17 protein-coding genes and 1 tRNA gene are annotated in these 19,974 nt (G+C 53.1%); 8 read left to right on the top strand and 10 right to left on the bottom strand.

Translation table 11 applies throughout. The annotated features are described in order from the left end of the window. The first annotated feature begins 127 nt into the window (after positions 1–127). The gene (gene rplY, locus RAC65_RS05310) at positions 128–412 is read left to right on the top strand and encodes a 50S ribosomal protein L25 (RefSeq protein WP_006119974.1); all 285 of its coding nucleotides are present in this window, start codon (positions 128–130) and stop codon (positions 410–412) included. Between the two features lie 92 nt (positions 413–504). On the opposite strand, the gene yejK is transcribed toward rplY, so the two are convergent. After that, positions 505–1,509, bottom strand: a complete 1,005-nt coding sequence (yejK, locus tag RAC65_RS05315) for a nucleoid-associated protein YejK (RefSeq protein ID WP_375096439.1) — start codon at positions 1,507–1,509, stop codon at positions 505–507. 159 nt (positions 1,510–1,668) lie between these two features. Between yejK and RAC65_RS05320 the strand changes: the two genes are divergently transcribed. The 3 genes from RAC65_RS05320 (at position 1,669) to RAC65_RS05330 (ending at position 3,820) form a co-directional block, all read left to right on the top strand. Continuing rightward, complete coding sequence (locus tag RAC65_RS05320) at positions 1,669–1,893, top strand: YejL family protein (RefSeq protein ID WP_006119976.1); 225 nt, start codon at positions 1,669–1,671, stop codon at positions 1,891–1,893. Between the two features lie 22 nt (positions 1,894–1,915). Then, positions 1,916–3,670 carry an LPS biosynthesis-modulating metalloenzyme YejM gene (gene yejM, locus RAC65_RS05325; protein WP_375096440.1) on the top strand — a complete coding sequence of 585 codons (1,755 nt, stop codon included), beginning with the start codon at positions 1,916–1,918 and terminating at the stop codon, positions 3,668–3,670. 73 nt (positions 3,671–3,743) lie between these two features. Continuing rightward, positions 3,744–3,820 (top strand) — tRNA-Pro (locus RAC65_RS05330). A gap of 84 nt (positions 3,821–3,904) precedes the next feature. Here the strand turns inward: RAC65_RS05330 and RAC65_RS05335 are convergent. Together RAC65_RS05335 and RAC65_RS05340 are read right to left on the bottom strand one after the other, a co-directional pair. Beyond that, positions 3,905–5,419: an alpha-N-arabinofuranosidase gene (locus RAC65_RS05335; RefSeq protein ID WP_375096441.1), complete on the bottom strand. Its 1,515-nt coding sequence runs from the start codon at positions 5,417–5,419 to the stop codon at positions 3,905–3,907. Positions 5,420–5,460: 41 nt separating this feature from the next. Continuing rightward, entirely contained in the window at positions 5,461–6,864 is a 1,404-nt protein-coding gene (locus RAC65_RS05340) for a glycoside-pentoside-hexuronide (GPH):cation symporter (protein WP_375096442.1), read from the bottom strand. A gap of 606 nt (positions 6,865–7,470) precedes the next feature. Between RAC65_RS05340 and RAC65_RS05345 the strand changes: the two genes are divergently transcribed. After that, entirely contained in the window at positions 7,471–8,724 is a 1,254-nt protein-coding gene (locus RAC65_RS05345) for a mechanosensitive ion channel family protein (RefSeq protein ID WP_054633431.1), read from the top strand. A gap of 253 nt (positions 8,725–8,977) precedes the next feature. Continuing rightward, positions 8,978–9,181 (top strand): hypothetical protein, encoded by a 204-nt coding sequence (locus tag RAC65_RS05350; RefSeq protein WP_006119987.1) that lies wholly within the window; start codon positions 8,978–8,980, stop codon positions 9,179–9,181. Between the two features lie 162 nt (positions 9,182–9,343). Here the strand turns inward: RAC65_RS05350 and RAC65_RS05355 are convergent, their stop codons facing one another. From RAC65_RS05355 to apbE, 3 genes are all read right to left on the bottom strand, one after another. After that, positions 9,344–10,996: a multidrug ABC transporter permease/ATP-binding protein gene (locus tag RAC65_RS05355; RefSeq protein WP_205956758.1), complete on the bottom strand. Its 1,653-nt coding sequence runs from the start codon at positions 10,994–10,996 to the stop codon at positions 9,344–9,346. A gap of 85 nt (positions 10,997–11,081) precedes the next feature. Next, positions 11,082–11,723, bottom strand: a complete 642-nt coding sequence (gene alkB / locus RAC65_RS05360) for a DNA oxidative demethylase AlkB (RefSeq protein WP_375096443.1) — start codon at positions 11,721–11,723, stop codon at positions 11,082–11,084. 13 nt (positions 11,724–11,736) lie between these two features. Next, positions 11,737–12,777 (bottom strand): FAD:protein FMN transferase ApbE, encoded by a 1,041-nt coding sequence (gene apbE, locus RAC65_RS05365; RefSeq protein ID WP_033740598.1) that lies wholly within the window; start codon positions 12,775–12,777, stop codon positions 11,737–11,739. Positions 12,778–12,922: 145 nt separating this feature from the next. Between apbE and RAC65_RS05370 the strand changes: the two genes are divergently transcribed. Beyond that, a complete protein-coding gene (locus RAC65_RS05370) occupies positions 12,923–13,036 on the top strand; it encodes a hypothetical protein (protein ID WP_006119983.1) in 114 nt (37 codons plus the stop codon). A gap of 147 nt (positions 13,037–13,183) precedes the next feature. Beyond that, on the top strand, positions 13,184–13,339 hold the full coding sequence (locus tag RAC65_RS05375) for a hypothetical protein (RefSeq protein WP_006119982.1): 156 nt from the start codon (positions 13,184–13,186) through the stop codon (positions 13,337–13,339). 31 nt (positions 13,340–13,370) lie between these two features. On the opposite strand, the gene ompC is transcribed toward RAC65_RS05375, so the two are convergent. The 4 genes from ompC to RAC65_RS05395 all read right to left on the bottom strand — a co-directional run bounded on the left by ompC (position 13,371) and on the right by RAC65_RS05395 (position 19,768). Beyond that, entirely contained in the window at positions 13,371–14,498 is a 1,128-nt protein-coding gene (ompC, locus tag RAC65_RS05380; RefSeq protein ID WP_006119981.1) for a porin OmpC, read from the bottom strand. Positions 14,499–15,081: 583 nt separating this feature from the next. After that, a complete protein-coding gene (locus RAC65_RS05385; protein ID WP_033740600.1) occupies positions 15,082–16,251 on the bottom strand; it encodes an HlyD family efflux transporter periplasmic adaptor subunit in 1,170 nt (389 codons plus the stop codon). Continuing rightward, on the bottom strand, positions 16,248–18,386 hold the full coding sequence (locus RAC65_RS05390; protein WP_039338184.1) for a type I secretion system permease/ATPase: 2,139 nt from the start codon (positions 18,384–18,386) through the stop codon (positions 16,248–16,250). Before RAC65_RS05390 ends, RAC65_RS05385 begins: the two co-directional genes overlap by 4 nt. A 26-nt stretch (positions 18,387–18,412) precedes the next feature. Next, on the bottom strand, positions 18,413–19,768 hold the full coding sequence (locus RAC65_RS05395) for a TolC family outer membrane protein (RefSeq protein ID WP_110268200.1): 1,356 nt from the start codon (positions 19,766–19,768) through the stop codon (positions 18,413–18,415). Positions 19,769–19,974 lie beyond the last annotated feature (206 nt).

The following is a 19,974-nucleotide window of genomic DNA, read 5'->3' on the forward strand; positions in this document are numbered from 1 at the left end:
TATTAGCGTTTGCCCCGGTGGGGGATTACGGCTATAATGCCGCCCGCTTTTGCATGTGCATCAGCGGTGTTGAATAACCCTTCTGTTACTGGGTCGCCTGTAGCAGAAATTATAAAGAGACGTATTAATGTTCACTATCAATGCAGTAGAACGTAAAGAGCAGGGTAAGGGTGCGAGCCGCCGCCTGCGCGCAGCAAACCGTTTCCCGGCCATCATCTATGGTGGTTCAGAAGCGGCTGTTTCTATCGACCTTGACCACGACCAGGTAATGAACCTGCAAGCGAAGCCAGGCTTCTACGAAGAAGTTCTGACGCTGGTTGTTGATGGTAAAGAAACCAAAGTTAAAGTGCAGGCTGTTCAGCGTCACCCGTTCAAGCCAAAACTGCACCACATCGACTTCGTTCGCGCTTAATCGCCGGGTGAGTTGAAAGTAGAAGGGCCGGTTGCGAAACCGGCCCTTTTATTTTGTCTGCGGTCAGCCGGAACGCCGTGTCCGGCTCGCCATTATTTACTGCTGGTACGGCGCTGTAGCTGTTCGCGCAGGTTGGGCGGCGTGCCCTTGATGGTCAGGGTATCCGTCACCGGGTCCCAGAAAATGCGCTCGCCAAGCAGCATGGCATCAAAATTTAGCGTCAGCCCCCTGCCGCTCCCGGCAAATTTGGTTAACTGACGTAAGGTGCTGCGGTCGGCCGGGAAATGTTCTTCCAGTTCATAGCCCTGCTCCTGGGTAAAGGCTTCAAACGTTTTATCCCCCAGCGGTGGCAGTTCGCCAGACAGCGCCTTCAGCGCAATCTCTTCGCCTGCCTGAAGTTGCTCATTACAGTAGCTGTAAACCTGCTGGCGATAATTTTGCCGCTCATTTTTATCCAGATTCGACTCGTCACAGTAATCATCTACCGCCTGTAACAGGCCACGGTTTTGTGCTTTGGTATCCAGGCCGACTTCCGCGCCCAGGAAATCCATAAAGAAATCGGCCACTTTGCGCCCGACCCGGCCGCGCAAAAAAGTCAGGTAACGGGTGGATTCCGGATTGGTTTCCCATTCGGTGAGATCGATACGTGCCACGATATCCGCATGATTGATATCCAGATAGTGTGTGCTACTGATATCCATTTGTTCGTTGACGCGCATACTGGACTGGCTGTTCAATACCGCCACCAGTAAATACTCTACCGCCAGGTAACGATACTGAATAAACAGCACCACGCCGCCTTCTGCAAAGGGATATTTTGCCAGTTCATCACGCAGGCGTCCGGTCGCCGCCCGGCTGAAGGCGAGGAAATCATCATGTCCTTTGCGGCAGTTACGCAGCGCCTCGGCCAGTTCGCTTTCCGCATTAAACAGCCCGTAAGCTTTACTCTTCGCACTGTAAACACGGTGCAACTCTTCCGACATTGCTTCGACCGTGCTGGTGGCCGGCAGTAACGAATCACGCAACACCAGCTCTAGCTGATTTTCATCACGTTTAATTAACTGATGCAAGGCAATCTGGTCGATATCCAGACTCATGGTAAACTCCTCCTGGTAGCACAGGCGCGTATTCAAACACCGCCAGCAGCAGCTTTCAACTCTCTGCATAACGCAGACCGGATGCTTTCGATAAATTTGCGGAAAAAAGTGCGTTGTTCCGGTACTATATCGCCTTTTGAGACGAGATAAGTTTTCGCTATGCCACAATCATCCCGTTACAGCGACCAACGCGTTGAACAACTCCTCGCGGAAATGGCGCAGGTTTTGCAAAAAGACCAGGCTCCCACCGATCTCTCCCTGATGGTTCTGGGGAACATGGTAACCAACCTGATTAACAGCGATGTTGCGCCTGCGCAACGCCGCGCTCTGGCTCGTTCTTTTGCTGATGCGCTACAGGCGTCGGTAGACGACAGTACTCATTAATTTGCCGGTCTGACGTAAAACTATGGTAACCAACCGACAGCGCTACCGCGAAAAAGTCTCCCAGATGATTAGCTGGGGACACTGGTTTGCTCTGTTTAATATCTTTTTCGCGCTCATTTTGGGTAGCCGCTATTTGTTGGTTGCCGACTGGCCTGCCTCCCTGGCGGGACGTATCTATGCGTACAGCAGTTGGATTGGCCACTTCAGCTTTATTGTCTTTGCCGCCTATTTACTGATTATTTTTCCGCTGACGTTCGTCGTTATGTCGCAACGTCTGATGCGGGTCCTGTCGTCGGTGGTGGCCACGGCAGGGCTGACACTGCTGATGGTCGACAGCGCGGTATTTAACCGTTTCCATCTTCACCTTAATCCGGTGGTATGGGAACTGGTGATCAATCCTGATCAAAGTGAGATGGCGCGCGACTGGCAGTTGATGTTTATCGGCGTGCCGCTGATTTTTCTGGTGGAAATTTTGTTTGCCACCTGGAGCTGGCAGAAGCTACGTAGCCTGAACCGCCGCTCTTTTGGCAAACCGCTGGCGGCCCTGTTTATCTGCGCCTTCTTTGCCAGCCACCTGATGTATATCTGGGCGGACGCCAACTTCTACCGCCCTATTACTATGCAACGCGCCAATCTGCCGCTCTCCTACCCGATGACCGCGCGACGTTTCCTGGAGCGCCACGGCTTACTGGATGCGCAGGAATATCAACGCCGCCTGGTACAGCAAGGCGATCCCGAAGCGGCGGCCGTGCAGTATCCGCTGAGCGATATCACCTTTGCGGATAAAGGTACGCGCGATAACCTGTTAGTGATCACGGTGGATGGCCTGAACAGCGCCAACACCGACACGGCGCTGCCCGCGCTAGGCGCGTTTGCCCGTCAGAACGTGCGTTTCACGCAGCACTTCAGCGCAGGGGATAACGCTGAAAGGGGGCTGTTTGGCCTGTTCTACGGTATTTCACCCAGTTATATGAACGGCGTGCTGGCGCAACGTACGCCTTCTGCCCTGCTGACGGCGCTGAGTACGCAGGGCTATCAGTTTGGTTTGTTCTCTTCTGACGGCTTCAACCAGCCGTTGTACCGTCAGGCGCTGTTGTCAGATTACTCGCTGCCTGCCAGCGGCGATCAGCCCAATGCCAGCACCGTATCGCAATGGCAAAACTGGCTGAGCACGCAAAAAGTTGACGGCACGCCATGGTTCTCCTGGCTGGCCCTGAACGGACCGGATATCAGCGGCAACAATGACAAAACCCGCCAGCGCAGCTATCTGCGCCAGGCACCGGCACTAAATGAACAGATTCAGGCGATCCTCACTACGCTACAGCAGCGTGATTTGCTGAAAAACACCGTGGTCGTGATTACTGCACAGCACGGTATCGCGCTGGAGGGCGATCCGGATAACGAGGGAAATCGCCAAAACCTGCAGGTGCCGCTGGTGATTCACTGGCCGGACACGCCCGCACAGACGGTGGCGCGCCTTTCCGATCATCAGGACGTGATGGTGACGCTGATGCAGCGCTTGCTGCATGTGCGAACGAATCCGGTGAATTATGCGCAGGGTGAAGATCTGTTTGCGGCACAGCGCCGTCATGACTGGGTGACCAGTAGCGAAGACAATAAGCTGGTCATCACCACGCCGAAAGTCACGCTGGTGCTCAACAATAACGGTAGCTATCGCGCCTACGACGCAGACGGCAATACGTTGAAGGATCATAAACCCGAGCTGGCGCTGTTGTTGCAGGTGCTCACAGAAGAGAAGCGTTTTATCGCTAACTGATTAATAATAAGGCAGTTAGGCGTTGGAACGCTTGCATTCGTGCTGATAATCAGTAGACTAGCTCTCCAAAGTTCGGCACGTAGCGCAGCCTGGTAGCGCACTGTCATGGGGTGTCAGGGGTCGGAGGTTCAAATCCTCTCGTGCCGACCAAATTATCCCGAAAAAACCAACCTTTACGGTTGGTTTTTTTATGTCTGTCTCCGGGCCCGCCAACCTGGCCGGCCCGACCTGTATTCAACCCCGCAGATCAATCAGCACCCGGTTCCAGCTCAGCGGCGGCAACGTCACCTGCATCTGACGACGTTCAGCCTCAGTGAGCGTGCGTGACGTTGGCACCACGTTGTCGGGCTGAGCAAAAGTGTTTTTTGCGTCCAGCGCATAACCTGCCAGTATGCTGTGTTCGGCTATCGTCCCTTCACCAAAGCCATCGAGCATAAAGGCCACATCCGCTGCATCATGCGCGTGCATATTGAGCGCGAAGAAGGCAATTTGCTGTTTCTCTTCGTTGTACACCGCCGCGCTCTGTATCTGCCGGGTTTCGCCATGCACCGTCTTCAGGGTAGGAACATTGGCAAAATAGCGTAACGCATGCCCTCGCCCGGAATGGCTCACCATCTGGAAAGGCCAGTAGATCGTCTGGCGAATGGCCTCCCCTCCCGGACGGGTAAAGATGGGGGCAATCACATTAACTAACTGGGCCAGAGAAGCCATTTTTACGCGGTCACAGTGATTGAGTAACGAGCACATCAGCCCGCCAAACGTCAGCGCGTCAAGGAAGGTGTAAGACTGTTCAAGTAACGGCGGTGCTTCCTGATAGCGATTAGCGGGATCGGTGAAGTAATCCTGCCAGGGCTCGCCTTCAATGGACCAGATATTCCATTCATCAAACGACAGCATCATTTTTTTATCGCTACGCAGTTTGGCTTTCACATAGTCGGCTGTGGCCGTGATGGTATGAATAAAATCATCCATTCGCTGGAAAGACGCCAGGAAGTCCTGCGGATTGCCGGTGCTGTTTTCAAAATAGTGGTGGCAGGAAAGGTAATCGATCTGATGATAAAGCCCTTCCAGAACGATGCGATCCCATTCCGGATAACTGGCCTGTAACGAGTTTGAACTGCCACAGGCGACCAGCCTGATATCCTGATCGACCCAGCGCATGATTTTTGCCGTTTCACGGGCTTTTTTCACGTAATCTTCTGCACTCAGTTGCCCGGTTTGCCAGTCACCGTCCATCTCGTTACCCAGGCACCAGAGTTTGAAATTGTACGGCGCTGCCCGACCATGCTGGATACGCAAGTCGCTCAGCGCGGTACCCGATGCCACATTACAGTACTCAATAAAGTAACCGGCCTCCTGCGGCGTGCCGGTGCCAAGATTTACGGCAATCATGGGCGTCAGCCCATAGCTTTCACACCAGGTCGCGAACTCATCAATGCCAAACTGATTGCTCTCTTTGGTAAGCCATGCGTAATCCAGCCGCACCGGACGCTCAGCTTGCGGCCCAATACCGTCTCGCCAGTTGTAACCAGAGACAAAGTTGCCGCCAGGATAGCGTACGGTGTTAATCCCCAGATCCTGCACCAGGGCCCCCACATCCTGACGAAAACCGTGCCGATCCGCCGTGACATGACCGGGTTCATAGATACCGCTGTAGACCGCACGTCCAAGATGTTCCACAAAAGAACCGTACAGCGCGTCATTGACCTGGCCGATGTAGTTTTGTTTTTGAAAAAAGTACTTAATCATTTTCTCCCCTTCTGTCTTCTCTGTGGCCAACGCGCAGAGGCTCACTCAGGATGCGTCGATAACAGGTCGTCTTCGATGGTTTTCATTTTGGCCGTGGTCAGTATGTAGCGCGTGCGGACCAGCCACACAGAAAGCAGATAACCCACGACCGGAATCCAGACCATCAGCGTATAAATGCCCGCAGTCGCGCTAGCTTTTTGAATGGCGACATTGGCCTGATAACCGGTAACCGACAGCACTGCCCCCACCATCGCGCCACTGACAGCCAGCGCAATTTTGAGTGAAAACAGGTTACCGGAGGCACAGATGCCGGACAGACGTTTACCCGTTTTCCAGTCGCCATAGTCATCCACATCGCCAATAAACGACCACAGAATGGGCGCGCCAATCTGATGAATCACTGACAGAACAAAGAACCAGACAAAGACCACCAGCACACTCTGCGCGGGCAGAAAAAAGAACCCGACAGACATCATCAGCGCGATAGCTTTGCATGCCTGGTAAACGGTGACTTTGCACCAGCGGTTGGTGAAATACGGTGTGATATAGGAACCCAGAATCCCGGCGACAATCCCGGTGCTCAGAAATAGCGTGGCATAATAATCGTTTAGCCCCATCACGTATTTGGCAAAATAAATACACGCGGCCCCGCGCACAAACGACGGAATACAATCCAGGAACATGGCAAAGACACAGACGACCCACTGATCGTTTTTCATGATTTGCCGGATAATGTTAAAGATGGAATCCCCGGCGTTGCTTTTGGGGATCACGCGCTCCCGTGTCGTAGCCACGCAAAAGACAAACAGGAACAGGGAAATCACGGCAAAAATCGTAATGACCCAAAAGAAGCCCATTTGCCGGTTGCCGTTACCGAAGAAAGCCACCATCGGCAACAATGTCAGAGTACAGAATAAGCTGGCAAAGCCAGCGCCCATAAAACGAAACTGCTGACAGGACACCCGCTCCTGCGCATTGGTGGTGATAACACCACCTAGCGAGCAGTACGGAATATTCACACCGGAATACAGCAGTGACAAAATCAGATAGGTAATAAACGCATACAGGATCTTTGCATTGCCCTGCAAATCGGGCGTGTAAAACATCACCATACAACTCATCGCAAACGGTACGGCGAAGCCAATGATCCACGGACGAAAGCGTCCCCAGCGTGTGGTGGTTTTATCAATCCAGGCGCCATAAAAAGGATCAAAAATCGCATCTGCAAAACGGACAACAAGAAAGATGGTCGCCACCACGCCCGGAGCCAGACCAAATATATCCGTATAAAAAAATGACAGGAACAGGGTTATCGGGTTGAACAGCATATTACAGGCTGCATCACCGGCCCCAAATCCGGCCTTCTCAATAAAGCCTACACGACCCGAGCGGTCTGACTGAACAGCGTAATCGGCATGAATGGTTGACGTTATGTGCGTTTTCATTTTCCACCTTCCTGAAAAGAGGTGGCGATAAGCATATGTTTTAGAGGTATTTTTAACCTACGATAACGCTCTCATAAGCAAAATAATAACCATATATTCCATGTATTCAGCGTATATGGGCATATATTCAGACATCATCTCGCCTGGGATAAAACCGACAGCAGCCTGGTTAATACGCGTCAGTCACCATCAAAAATTTAATTTTCTGCAAGTATAAAACCTGACGCTAATCACCTTCCCTGTGCAAAGGAGAAAAACGCCGACGATATTATTCCTTCTCTGATTCGTCTCTTCCCTGTCTTTATCTGCAATGCGGTTTGCTGCGATGGAGACCTCCGCGCGTTACCCGCACTCACCTTCATGAGACAATGCGATGCATCGACAAAACATCGTGGTTAACGACCCGCGCTGAAACAGATAGCCGCGCACGTCAACAACAGCAGGGTCACCACCCCCGGGCTGACGGCCCGTGCCGCGCGGCTTACATTCAGGCACAAACAACATTTATTTAACCGCGGTCGCGCGAAGAGCAGGCGCACGCTACGCTTATCGCCATCAACAGGTTTGTGGTTGAATACCAGCAACATTTCCAGGCTTACGATTAACATGAATTATTTTAACGACATACAACACTTTATCGAGAATAAACCCGCCCTTTCTATTGCTGTTAACCTCCTGGTGTTGATTGTCGCGGGCCTGGTAGCCCATCTGATATGCAAATTTTTTGTGGTCAGAGTGGTGCGTAAAGTGTTCTTCAGCAGTCACAAGAATCAGGTGCCGCTGGATAAAGATGTCAGATTGTCTGAAAAACTATCCAATTTTATTCCGGTCATCACGGTCTACTTCCTGTTACAGTTTATGCCGGACCTGCCCGAGCACCTGTTAATCGCCATAAAAACCATTTGCGGCATTTTATTTATGGTTTATCTGTCGCTGTTTTTTAATGAAGTACTGGAGATTGTGAACATCTCCTATGTCAAAAAATCAAAACGTAAAAATCATTCAATCAAGGGCTATATTCAGGTCGGTAAGATTCTGGTCCACATTATCTCTGCGATAATGATCCTGGCCATTATGTCGAATAAGTCGCCAGCCATTATCATCTCCAGTCTGGGTGCCGTGGCAGCGGTTCTGATGCTGGTCTTTCAGCACACCTTGTTATCACTGGTGGCGAATATTCAGCTCTCATCGAATGACGTGCTACAGCTTGGCGACTGGATTGAGCTGCCCGCGAATAATATCAGTGGCGAGGTCATTGATATCGCGCTGCACACCATCACCATTCGTAACTGGGACAATACACTTTCGCGTGTGCCCACAAAAACCTTTCTGACCGAAACGTACACCAACTGGCAGGCAATGTTTTCCTCCGGGGCACGACGCATTATGCGGAGTTTCTACCTTGATCAAACGTCAATACGCTTTGTAGATCATGCCATGCTGGAGTCGATGGTTCAGGTCCGCGGCATCAGCGAACAACTGTCAAAGCTGATGGATGGTCGGGAACTGAGCGCGGTCGGTGACCGTTGGTTTGTTGAAAACGGCATGACTAACCTGATGGTCTTTCGTCACTATCTTACTGCCTGGCTGACACAGCGGGAGGATATCCACAAAGACATGTATATCGTGGTGAGATCGCTGAAACCGTCAGCCGAAGGGTTACCGATTGAGATCTACTGCTTTACCTCCTCCGTACTCTGGGTGGACTATGAAAATACGCAGTCGGCAATCTTTGAATATATCTATGCCATCGCTAACGTTTTTTCATTACGTATTTATCAGCGCCCGTCCGGCAGCGATCTCAGTTTTCTGTCGCAGGGGCCTGTCCGGCAAGCAGCAGAAAGTGAACCCCAACCGTGAAAGCGGAAAACGCAGAACAGATAGCATGGCAGTGAGCGGATAGTGAGTCGGGCCACGCTGAGGCGGTTTCCCTCTGGCTTGCCAGAAAAAGGCCTGAAAGGGAGATTCAGGAAAAAAGTCATTGGGTTAACGTGACATGCAAAGTGTTTGTGGCTTCACAAAACGGGCAAATATGACAGCCATTCATGAAATTGAAACAATTTTGTAATAAAAATAACTTATTCTGTTGCTTCCTGAAATCGAGGATACAGATATGGTCATCAAAGCTAAGAACCTGAAGGATGCAGAAGACTTACTGCATTCAGGCATCAGTAAGGTGGAGCTGGCATACGACATCGGTTGTGACGATTTCTTCCGTCTGGCAAGTCAGTGGTGCGATCGCGGTGCGCGCATCAGTAAAGGCCAACACCACTTTGTCGTGTCACTGAAAAACTTTGCCATCCCACCCAATGATTGATTATCTCAAGCGACCAACCCACCGTTGTTGGCTCTGGCACTGTCAGGCCTGAGTGGAAGCTGAAAACGCCAACCCAACATTGAAAAGCCGCTGATTTGAGCGGCTTTATCTTTTGTCTTATTTCCGTTAATCGTCGATGCGCCGGCAACGGCTGCCACGCGTCTACAAGCCGGTGTCGGTAAGCTTTATCGCATCCTGCGTGGCCCGCTCGCGCTCACTGTCGGTTAACTCATACAGCCTGCCATCGCGCATCTCCAGCAGACGATCGGCATGAATGAAGTAGTGATCATCATGGCTGATTGCAAAGACGGTCTTGCCCGCCGCCTGCAACGCAGGCAGCAGTTCGCGGTAAAACACCCGGCGGAAATGCGGGTCCTGATCGGCGGCCCACTCATCCAGCAGCAAGACGTCGCGTTGTTCCGCCACCGCCAACAGTAACGCCAGCCTTTTGCTCTGCCCCTTCGACAGTTGCAGATTAAGTATCTTATTCCCCTCAATCTTCAGCTTGTCCTGCATTTTTAGCTTTTCAAGCCATAGCTGGACGCGGGCAGGCGAAGCCGGTTCGCCCTGACTGTCAATCAGGCGATCAAACAGGTGCACATCGGTAAAGACGGCTGAAAAATGCTGCCGCCAGGCATCCCGGTCGCCAGCATCAACCGGCTGACCGTCGATCACCAGACAACCGGACTGGGGCTGATACAGACCTGTCAGCAGCATCGCCAGCGTCGACTTACCGCTGCCGTTACCGCCAATCAAAAACACCAGTTCGCCACGACGAAGCGTCAGGTTGACCGGCCCCACCCGAAACCCGTTTTCACCGTAATGAAAGGTGACGTCGCGCAACTCAAGCGTTTGCCACGGAGTTGTTGCTGCGGGGACAGGAAAATCAGGTTGATAAGGTGCAAGTTCAAACAGCGCGAGTTTGCGAAAGGCCACCTGCGCGCTGAGCAATGTCGGCAAGGCCCCTACCGCCGACAGCAGCGGCGTGCGCAGAAACAGCAGCGTCAGGGAAAACGTTGCTGCGACAGCCGTATTCGCCCAGCCCAGACTGTTTGCCATGAAAAAGACCATGCCGATGGCACCCAGCGTCATGATATTGGACCAGTTGACGGCACTGAGGTGGAAAGTATCGGCGCGCACAATGTGGTGCCGGTAAGCGCGGGCATCCTGCTGATAAACCGTGTCATAAATCAGTCGGGCACGCGCGCGGTTAAGCTGCAGCTCTTTACGTCCTTCAATCACCGTCTGGTAGTCACGGTAAAGGTTGTCTTCAACTTCACGCAGTTTCGCCATGTGCTGATAAACCCGGGAAACCAGCATCCAGCCGCCCACCAACGTCACAGCCAGCCAGCCGCTGGTCACCAGCAACATTTTCGGCGACAGCCAGGCAAGATAGAGCGCTGAACCCAGCGTGATAATGATGCCCTGAATCAGCTCCGGCAGACGCACAAACGCAAGGGTAATGGCCCGGATATCGCTGGTTAATCCTGCCAGCAGTTGCGCACTGCCTGTTTGCTCAATGCGCTCCACGCGCGTATCCAGAATACGTTTGATAAATTCGCCGCGCAGCCGCCAGACAAACTGATGCCCCAGCCAGGTCAGCGACAGCTGTGAGGCCAGGGTCACCGCCATCAGCAGCGCGACCTGAGCCAGAAAAGCCGGCAACACGCTTAGCGAGGTATTCACCGCAACAATCATCTGGCCGTTAATAAACGCAATCATGCCTAATCCCAATGCCGCACTCAGCAGGGTGAGCAAAATCACACCAATAAACGGCCAGCGATACTGATTAAAAACAACCTGTAACAACGCCATAAAACCTTACCCGGCAATCCAGTGAGCCTGCAGTGTAAAGTGATGGCAAATGATAGCAATAGTTATTCGCACTAACTTGCGCACGTTAAAACGCCCGGCGAAATGTCAGGTTATAGCGGAACGCGCCAGTCAGCGGATAAATACCGGCTTTCAGCGGCAATATTCCATGGTAACGCAGGCGAGACGGGCCGCCCCAGACCACCACATCGCCGTGTTCAAGTAGCACCCGCTGCGCCTGATCGCTGCGTTCAAAACCACCAAACTGAAATACAGCAGGCAACCCCAGCGACACAGAAACGATCGGCTGACGCAGATCTTTCTCGTCTTTATCCTGATGCAAAGTCAGTTTTGCCCCAGGTTCATAGCGGTTGATGAGGCAGGCATCCGGGTTAAACGCCGGAAAGCCCGACTCTTCTGCCGCCTGACGGGCCAGTAGCCGGAACGTCTCCGGCATCGCAGGCCACTGGCGTTGATGTGTGCTGTCATGCTCACTGTAACGGTAGCCGCGCGCATCCGTGGACCAGCCAAAATCACCACAGTTGGTCATGGCGACGGACATGCGGTGTCCTCCCGGCGTAATACGGTGTTCAAACGGATTGCTCGCCGCAATCGTCATGATCGCCTCATACAGTGCGTCGGCCTGATCGCGGGCACGTCGCCGCAATATCACGGCGCCGTCCGCCAACGGTTCCTGCCAGGGTGAAGCGTCACTAAACAGATCCAGCATGCGTTTCTCTCTGTCAGTCAGATGGAATAATGAAAGCGGTAAATTGTGGCGACATCCAGCTCACAAATTTGTCCCCTTCCTTCGTAATCAGGTACACCGCCAGCTTCTCTTTCAGAGCCAGCGCTTTGGCTTTTTCTGTGCCTAGCACCATAAGCCCGGTATCCCAGCCGTCGGCTTCCATCGCGGTCGTGGCAATCACGGTTGCCGAAACCAGCTTGTGATCGACAGGCCGGCCTGTGGCCGGATCAATAATGTGGGAGAGGCGTTTACCGTCCAGTTCATAATAGTTGCGATAGCTCCCCGACGTACTGATCCCATGGCCCTGCAGATCGACTCTGGCCTGAACCGCATTTTCTCTGTCAGTCGGTTTTTGAATCGCAACCCGCCACGGCTGGTTCTGTGCATTCATTCCACGGGATAAGACGGCTCCCCCGACCGACACCAGATAGTTATTGATGCCTTCCTGCTCCATCAGGCGAGCCAGATGATCGGTGGCAAATCCTTCGCCCATAGTGGAGAGGTCGACATACAAGCCTGGCAGATCTTTCTGCAGCCATTGTCCGTTGCTGCCCTGTATGACGCGCAAATGCTGTAAGCCGGTCAACGCTCTGGCCGCAGCAATCTGTTGATCATCGGGAATATGCACGGGCTGTTTATCCGGCCCAAACCCCCATAAATTCACCAGCGGTCCCACCGTAATATCCATGGCACCTGCTGTTTTTTTACCGATACGTAAAGCCATCGTCACAATATCAGCCATGTTTTCACTCACCGGCTGCGGCGTGGTGGCGCGGCTCTGATTAAAGCGAGAGAGCACGGAGGTAGCCTTCCAGGTTGAAAGTTCGGCATCGTCGGCATCCAGTTGTTGCTGAATGCGCTGCTGCAGATCGGCTTTACGCGTTTCATCCACGCCCGCCAGGCTCACCCGCCACACCGTTCCCATCGTTTTCCCTTCCAGCACCATTCCGTCTTTGGTTTTTGATGCGGGATGATCACATCCTGCTACCAGCAGGACCGCCGCCACTAACAGCAGATTAATCTTACTTCTCATCATTATTCATCCATAACGGGCGTTTTATGCCTGTTTCAAAGCATAAACATTAAGTAAATTAAATTAAAACTGGTTGATAAAGCTGAGTGAGTCGCACAGACTGAATCGTTCTCCTCAATACTGAGGGCGTAAGCATAAGGAGCAACAGATGATTTATATAATCCTTGCCGTTGCGCTGGGCCTGTTCGTTATTGGCAGTTATAAAACCTGGCAACAACGCCGTCACCGCCACATGGTTACGACTTATCTGCGCCGTCGTTGATCACGTCTGCACCATCAAAGGTCATTCTCTTCCCCTGAATCGCCGGCCATTGTAGCAAAACGGGCGAGATGTCCGTGGCTATGAGAGCGGTCGGACTGGCATGAATCCTGCACGTGTAATGCTATCTGCGTTGCCGGGAGAGAGAGGATGGAAAAGCCAGAAATCGGAATGACGGCGTTACAACGCTGGTTGAGTTACGCCGCGTTTACCTTGTCAGGTGTGGCGTTTGAAGGGGCGAGATACGGCAACGTTCTTGTGCCGTCAGACGAAAACCATCCGCCAGCCTCGGTGGGTGAGGAATAACGCAGGGAGCGCATAGCGCTCCCTGCTTTTATCAGAACTGGTAAACCAGTCCTACGCCCACCACATCGTCGGTATTGATACCGGCCGCTTTGGTAAAGTCATTATCGTCCAGCAGGTTGATTTTATAATCAACATAGGTCGACATGTTTTTGTTGAAGTAGTAAGTCGCCCCTACGTCGACGTATTTCTTCAGATTTTGTTTGCCCCAGTTCTGGACATCAGTACCGCGTGAGTTGATGTACGCCAGAGACGGACGCAGACCGAAATCAAACTGGTACTGCGCCACCAGTTCCCAGTTGTCGGCTTTATCGGCGTATCCGTAAGCGGTGTTCGCCTGGTTGCCGCTGGTGCTGTCGCCAAAGCTGATGGCGTTATAGGCGCGCGTGTACATCGCGGCCAGGTAAATATTGTTGGCGTCGTATTTCAGGCCACCGGTATAGGCTGCAGCTTTATCACCGCGTCCCAGAATGCCTGGCGCATTACCATTTTGGTTATTAGTACGATCGGACTGGAAGGTCGCGGCACCGATGCCGAAGCCCGATCCCAGATCGTACGTGGTGCTCAGGCCCCAGCCGTCGCCGTTCTCACCCAACACATCACGACCGCCTGACGTTTCAGTGGGGTTATCGTTCTTGCCTTGATACTGAACCGCAAAGTTCCAGCCATCGACCAATCCGAAGAAGCCGTTGTTACGGTAGGTTGCCATGCCGTTACCGCGCTGGAACATAAAGTTATCCGCGCCATAGGTATCGCCACCAAATTCAGGCAGCACGTCTGTCCACGCGCCAATGTCGTAAGCGACACCGTAGTTACGGCCATAGTCGAATGAGCCCGCATCGCCGAATTTTAACCCGGCAAAGCCAACACGGGTATAGCTGTCAGCTGTTCCCTGGGCTTCTGAATTGTTGAGCGCGGCCTGGTATTCCCACTGGCCGTAGCCGCTCAGTTGATCGGTAACCTGGGTTTCACCCTTGAAGCCAAAACGCACATACGACTGATCGCCATTGCTACTGTCGTTGTCCGAGAAATAGTGCAGGCCGTCTACCTTGCCAAATAAATCTAATTTATTGCCGTCTTTATTATAGATTTCAGCCGCATTTGCCGATCCTGCCGCTGCGAGTAAAGCAGGGATCGCCAGGGAGAGAATGTGACGCTTCATTTTATTACCCTCTGTTATGTGCCTTTTATATTTGCCACTGCTGACCGATGATAAATCGGTTGAAGGCCCATTGTTATTTCAACAAGCGTAATAATCCATCGCTAAAATGATACGAAATTTCAGAAAGTGTTTCTTTAACTGTAAAATTTATTTCAGGATATGAATATTACGGAACTAATTAGCCGCACAGAGTGATAAAAAATAAAGCACAAATTGATAATCCCTTACTTAATAATAGTTACCCCTATGATTTTAGTGGGAATATTCCTAAGCACTCAATGATAAAACATCTTTCCCATAATCCCTATAATTACACCCGCTATCATCATTTATTTCTTATCTTCATTCACCCCCGAATGATTTCTTAAATGCTAATTAAGCGCCGGGCATATTGCCCGGCTTTTTTTTGCCTGCTGTTCAGTGTCTGGTCAGCTGTGCGGAAAATAGCACCGCTAAGTGCTGAATTATTCGTCACTTATGCCGCTTCGCCCTCGCCAAATTAACCCGCGCCTCTTACAAAGTTTCCCCTGTATTTTATCACGGACCGAAACCAGCTAGGTTACCGGTCCGGTTCCACGCCTTATTAACGTTCACGCATCGATTCTTTAACCTTATTCAACGGCTTAAGCAAATAATCCATGACAGATTTCTGCCCTGTCTTGATCTCTACATTCGCCACCATGCCCGGCACAATGGGGAAGCGTCGTCCGGCCCGGTTTGTCAGCTCCGCTTTTTGTGTGCGGACATAAACACGGTAATAAAACTGATCGCGCTTAACCTCATCCTGCAAGGTATCCGGCGAGACCGTTTCCACCACGCCCGGCAGGTCACCGTAGATGGAAGAGTCATAGGCGGTCACTTTCACCACGGCTGGCAGGCCGGGCCGAATATAGGCGATATCACGAGGATTGATACGGGTTTCGATTAGCAGTTGATCTTCCAGCGGCACGATTTCCATCATCTTACCGCCCGGTTCGAGCACACCACCGACCGTGGTGACCTGGATATCCTTCACGATACCCCGAACGGGTGAAGTGAGCGTGGCACGCGTCAGCAGGTCTTCTTTGCCTGCGGCAACCTGTAGCTGGGCATCCAGTTCCGCATTGTTTTTTACCTGCTCTTCATGGGCACGGACCAGATAATCGTTACGTGCCTCATCGATTTTACCGCGCAGATCGCTGACCTGACGGCGCAGGCGAATGACTTCCACCTGCCCTGCGGCGCCCTTCGCCACCAGCGGTTCCGTTAAACGCAGCTCATCCTGAACCAGCCGTAAAGACTGTTGCAGGTTGCTGATCGTCTCTGTCAGGTTACGGCGACGTGATTCGTACAACTGCTTCTCACGCGCCACCAGTTGCGGCTCTTTTAGCGTCTCTGCGCTGAAGGTGAGCGGTGTACCAGACAGCTCTGCGCTCAGTCGCTCAGACGAAGCGCGCAGCGTCCTTACCCGTGCCTGCACTTCACCAAAGTTAGACTGAAAACGGGTGGGATCCAGAGTGGCCAGAATCTGGCCTTTTTCGACGATATCGCCCTCATGCACGTTAAGCTGCTTCACGATGCCGCCGTCCAGACTGTCAATTACCTGCGCACGGGTTGACGGCGTCACTTTTCCGGTGCCGACCGTGACTTCATCAAGAATGGCGAAATGCGCCCAGATCAGAAAAAGCACCAGCGCGGCGGTGCACAACCAGATGATGGTGGATGTGCGTCGCTCATGTTTGGCCAAATCTTTATCTAACATGACGATGCTCATGCTGCCCCTCCCTGACCGGCATCCGCGGTCGCGCGCCGCAGAATCTGCTCTTTTGTCCCGTCCGCAATGATGCGGCCGTTTTCCATCACCACGATACGATCAACCATCTTCAACAGTGCGGGACGGTGCGTGACCAGGATTAACGTTCGTCCACTGATCCAGCTCTGCATCTGGCGGATCACATGATCTTCAAGTTGCTCATCCATTGAGGCGGTGGGTTCATCCAGCAGCACAACCTGTGGCTGGCGCAGAATCATCCGGCTGAGCATAATCATCTGGCGCTGTCCGCCCGACAGCCCACGGCCACCTTCATTAATAATGCGATCCAGACTGGCCGCATCCTGCTGAACCAGCGACAACGCACCGCTGATACGCAGCGCCTGCAGCATCTCCTGTTCACTGGCGTGTGGATTCCCCAGCAGCAGATTCTGGCGTAACGTGCCGAAGAACAGTCGCGAATCATGAGAAAGCCAGCCGAGCTGACGGCGGAGATCCGTGGGGTCGATTTGCGCCATATCCACGCCATCGACCAGCACTTTCCCCTGCGTGGCCTGTGCCTGACCGGCCAGAATTTTCAGCAGGGTGGATTTACCTGCACCGACCTTGCCCAGAATGGCGATTTTTTCACCGGGCCTGATGGTTAACTGCTGCACGTTGAGTACGTTCTTTTCGTTCTCTTCATCATAGGTGTAATGCACGTTGCGCAATTCATAGTGCCCGGTCAGCGTCGGACAGTGGGCCAATGTCGCGGTCTCAGGTTTATCGAGTGGTTTTTTCAGTAGCTCATCCAGCCCTTTCATTGCGGTTTTCGCATGCTGCCAGCGGGAAAAGACCATGGTGAGTTGCATCAGTGGCGCGATGGTGCGCGAGGAAAGCAGGCTACAGGCGACCAGCGTCCCGGTCGTGATTTGTGCGTCCAGCACCAAATAGACCCCAAAGACCAGCATGCCCGCATAGGTCAGCTGCTGCACGGTCGATGCCCAGCCCGTGAGTCTGGCCCCCCACAGGCGTTGCTGATTACCGATTGACGCACTGACCTCATGCGTTTGCTCCCACTGGCGTTGAAAATACGGCTCTGCCTGCAATGCCTTGATGTCTTCAATGCCTTCGATGGTCTCGACCAGCACCGCATTACGCAGTGCCCCTTCACGTAAGCCGGCTTTCGCCAGCCGGGCCATAGGAAACTGTACCAGCAGGCCTGGGATAATAATGAGGGGAATGGCGGCCAGCGGAATCAGGACCAGCCAGCCGCCAATAAACGACATAATAAACAGGAAGAGAATGACAAAAGGTAAATCCGCCGCCGCGCCGACGGTCGTGGAGGTCAGTAACTCGCGCACCTGATCGATCTCGCGCAGTTGCGAGATAAAAGAGCCGGTTGATTTAGGTCGGGATTCGTTACGAATATTCATCGCCCGGGCAAACAGCATGGCAGAGACTTTCAGGTCAATGCGTTTCCCCATCAGATCGGATACCTGCGTGCGCATCAGACGAATCAAATATTCAATGGCGGCGGCAATCAGCACGCCCACAAACAGCACCCACAACGTAGCTTCGGACTGCGCAGGAATGACCCTGTCGTAGACCTGCATGGAAAACAGAATCCCGGCCAGCGCCAGAACATTACTGATGATCGATGCCAGGGAAATCTCAGCAATACGGCGGCCCATGCCCCGAAAGTTTTTCCAGAACCAGTGCGGCTCATAGGGCTGAACAAACTCATCAATGCGGGCATCCCGCCCACGAGCGGCAACGCCAATAACGCCCACATCTCCTTGTGTACGCGAAAGCAGGCCCGCCAGCTCACCTTCGCGAATCACGTCACCGCCTTCGCTGAGCCAGTAACGTGCGCTTCCCTCCCCATCAATGCCTTCCAGCACCGCCACGCTATGGTTTTCCATAACCAGCACGACAGGCGTGATGTCCTGGCGCCAGCGCAGTTTGTTGGGGGACACCATGGTCAGGTGCAGGCCGAGTAAACCGCAAAGCCGTTCAAGTTGCTGTTCAGCAGGGAGATGTTCGAACCAGCGCATCTGCTGACGCAGCGTTTTGCCATCGGCAGGCTTGCCGAAACGCGCCGCCACACGCAACATCGCGGCAATCCAGTTTTCCGTCTTCAGGTTTTGTACACTCATTATTCACGCCTTTTAGTGCAGACTGGCTATTGCAGCGAAGGAAGAAGATCGCCACTGTTTTTCTGGCGGTCGATGCCCATGATATCGAGCAGGTTGTCAACGGCGGCCGCATAGCGGACGGTGGCATCCCAGCCGTCGTAGAGGGCGATGATGCGGGAACTGTCGGCCTGAAAGACATCCTGCTCAACGCTGAGCAGATCGTTCAGGCTACGTTTGCTGAGCCGGTATTCATCGGCGTAAACATTGCGCGTGTGCTCCGCGCTGGCCAGTTGCACTTCCCCCGCCTGCTGGCGTTGCTGGGCGCCAATCATATCGGCGTAAGCCGTGGAGGCGCTTTGATTAATGGCCAGTTTGGCTTGCTGCACCGCCGCCTGTGCGGCCAGACGCTCACCCTCGGCGGCCTGCGTTTTGGCATTGACCAGCCCGCCCTGATAGAGCGGCGCCTCAACCTGGAGCTGCACTTCGTCGTCCCAGTATGAGCGTTGATCGTTTTCATAACGCGTCCGGCCCGCCTGCACTTTGATACTGGGCCAGTGGCCAGACTGGGCCTGCCTTACCCGCTCACGCGCGGCTTCCTGCTTAGACTGCGCGCTGCGCACCGAAGCGCTGTTTTCATAGGCAATACGATCAAGAGTGACCTGCTGCCTGAGCAGCGCCTGAGGAAGTTCAGGCAGCGTCGCCGGTACCACGCCGGTCAAGACCGTAAGCTGGGCTTTGGCCGAGCGAAGCTGTGCCAGATACTGTTCACGAGTCGCCTGCATCGCAGCAATGCGGGTTTCCGCCTGCAATACATCGGACTGAGAATTGAGACCGGCATCCGCCCGCATTTTGGCAATTTCGCGAACGTGCTCAAGCGACGCGATGTTTGTCTGGGCCGTCATGGCAAGTGACTGATAGCGTTTGACCTCAAGATAGGCCTGTAACGTATCTTTCGCGGCCTGCGTCATGGCATCGAACAGGCCAAAGCGATATGCCTCTGAAAGGGCATGCTGTTCATCGATGGCGCCGTTGGTGCGGCCAAAATCGTACAGGAGCTGACTGAGCATAATGCCGCCAGAGCCGTTGTTGTTCAGACTGCCGGAGGAATCCGTTTGATGTGAGCGCCCCGCTGCGCCCTGAAGCGATATCTGGGGATACCAGGCGCTCTGGGCCGCACTGAGATCCCCTTCCCCTACGTAAATCTGAGCGGCCGCTTCCGAAATCTTCGGATTGCGGGCAAACGCGCGCAGAATCGCCTCACGCAGGGTTAAGGTTGCCACCTGTTCTTCACTGGGCGCGGCACGCCAGTTAAATTCGGCTTCGGGTAAAGGCGCAGCCAGGGCTGCAGGGAGTACCATGCCATTTAAGGCACAACAGATCAGGACCAGACGCGCGTTCTTCATTCTTCATACCAACAGGGCTGTTTATCATCGTTAGAGGATTACCTGGTGATTTGGGGCGTAAAAAACAGCAATGCGACAGCAGAACACGCACTTTATTGTTAATTTAATTTATGTTTTTGAAAGCCTACCGCTAAGCGCGCGTTAATATTAATAGTATAAATTGGCGAGAGGTTCATGATAAAAATCGCCAGTTATCAAATATCTCG

Origin of the sequence: Pantoea sp. BS_8 (assembly GCF_041954965.1) — a bacterium.
Taxonomy (GTDB): Bacteria; Pseudomonadota; Gammaproteobacteria; order Enterobacterales; family Enterobacteriaceae; genus Pantoea; species Pantoea stewartii.

Bases quoted from the DNA above. Each gene is read 5' to 3' on its own strand.
- RAC65_RS05370 (WP_006119983.1), top strand. From the start codon at position 12,923: ATGATTTATATAATCCTTGCCGTTGCGCTGGGCCTGTTCGTTATTGGC.
- RAC65_RS05350 (WP_006119987.1), top strand. From the start codon at position 8,978: ATGGTCATCAAAGCTAAGAACCTGAAGGATGCAGAAGACTTACTGCAT.
- yejM (WP_375096440.1), top strand. From the start codon at position 1,916: ATGGTAACCAACCGACAGCGCTACCGCGAAAAAGTCTCCCAGATGATT.
- RAC65_RS05335 (WP_375096441.1), bottom strand. From the start codon at position 5,419: ATGATTAAGTACTTTTTTCAAAAACAAAACTACATCGGCCAGGTCAAT.
- RAC65_RS05375 (WP_006119982.1), top strand. From the start codon at position 13,184: ATGGAAAAGCCAGAAATCGGAATGACGGCGTTACAACGCTGGTTGAGT.
- RAC65_RS05340 (WP_375096442.1), bottom strand. From the start codon at position 6,864: ATGAAAACGCACATAACGTCAACCATTCATGCCGATTACGCTGTTCAG.
- RAC65_RS05345 (WP_054633431.1), top strand. From the start codon at position 7,471: ATGAATTATTTTAACGACATACAACACTTTATCGAGAATAAACCCGCC.
- ompC (WP_006119981.1), bottom strand. From the start codon at position 14,498: ATGAAGCGTCACATTCTCTCCCTGGCGATCCCTGCTTTACTCGCAGCG.
- RAC65_RS05395 (WP_110268200.1), bottom strand. From the start codon at position 19,768: ATGAAGAACGCGCGTCTGGTCCTGATCTGTTGTGCCTTAAATGGCATG.
- apbE (WP_033740598.1), bottom strand. From the start codon at position 12,777: ATGATGAGAAGTAAGATTAATCTGCTGTTAGTGGCGGCGGTCCTGCTG.
- RAC65_RS05320 (WP_006119976.1), top strand. From the start codon at position 1,669: ATGCCACAATCATCCCGTTACAGCGACCAACGCGTTGAACAACTCCTC.
- yejK (WP_375096439.1), bottom strand. From the start codon at position 1,509: ATGAGTCTGGATATCGACCAGATTGCCTTGCATCAGTTAATTAAACGT.
- rplY (WP_006119974.1), top strand. From the start codon at position 128: ATGTTCACTATCAATGCAGTAGAACGTAAAGAGCAGGGTAAGGGTGCG.
- alkB (WP_375096443.1), bottom strand. From the start codon at position 11,723: ATGCTGGATCTGTTTAGTGACGCTTCACCCTGGCAGGAACCGTTGGCG.
- RAC65_RS05390 (WP_039338184.1), bottom strand. From the start codon at position 18,386: ATGAGTGTACAAAACCTGAAGACGGAAAACTGGATTGCCGCGATGTTG.
- RAC65_RS05385 (WP_033740600.1), bottom strand. From the start codon at position 16,251: ATGAGCATCGTCATGTTAGATAAAGATTTGGCCAAACATGAGCGACGC.
- RAC65_RS05355 (WP_205956758.1), bottom strand. From the start codon at position 10,996: ATGGCGTTGTTACAGGTTGTTTTTAATCAGTATCGCTGGCCGTTTATT.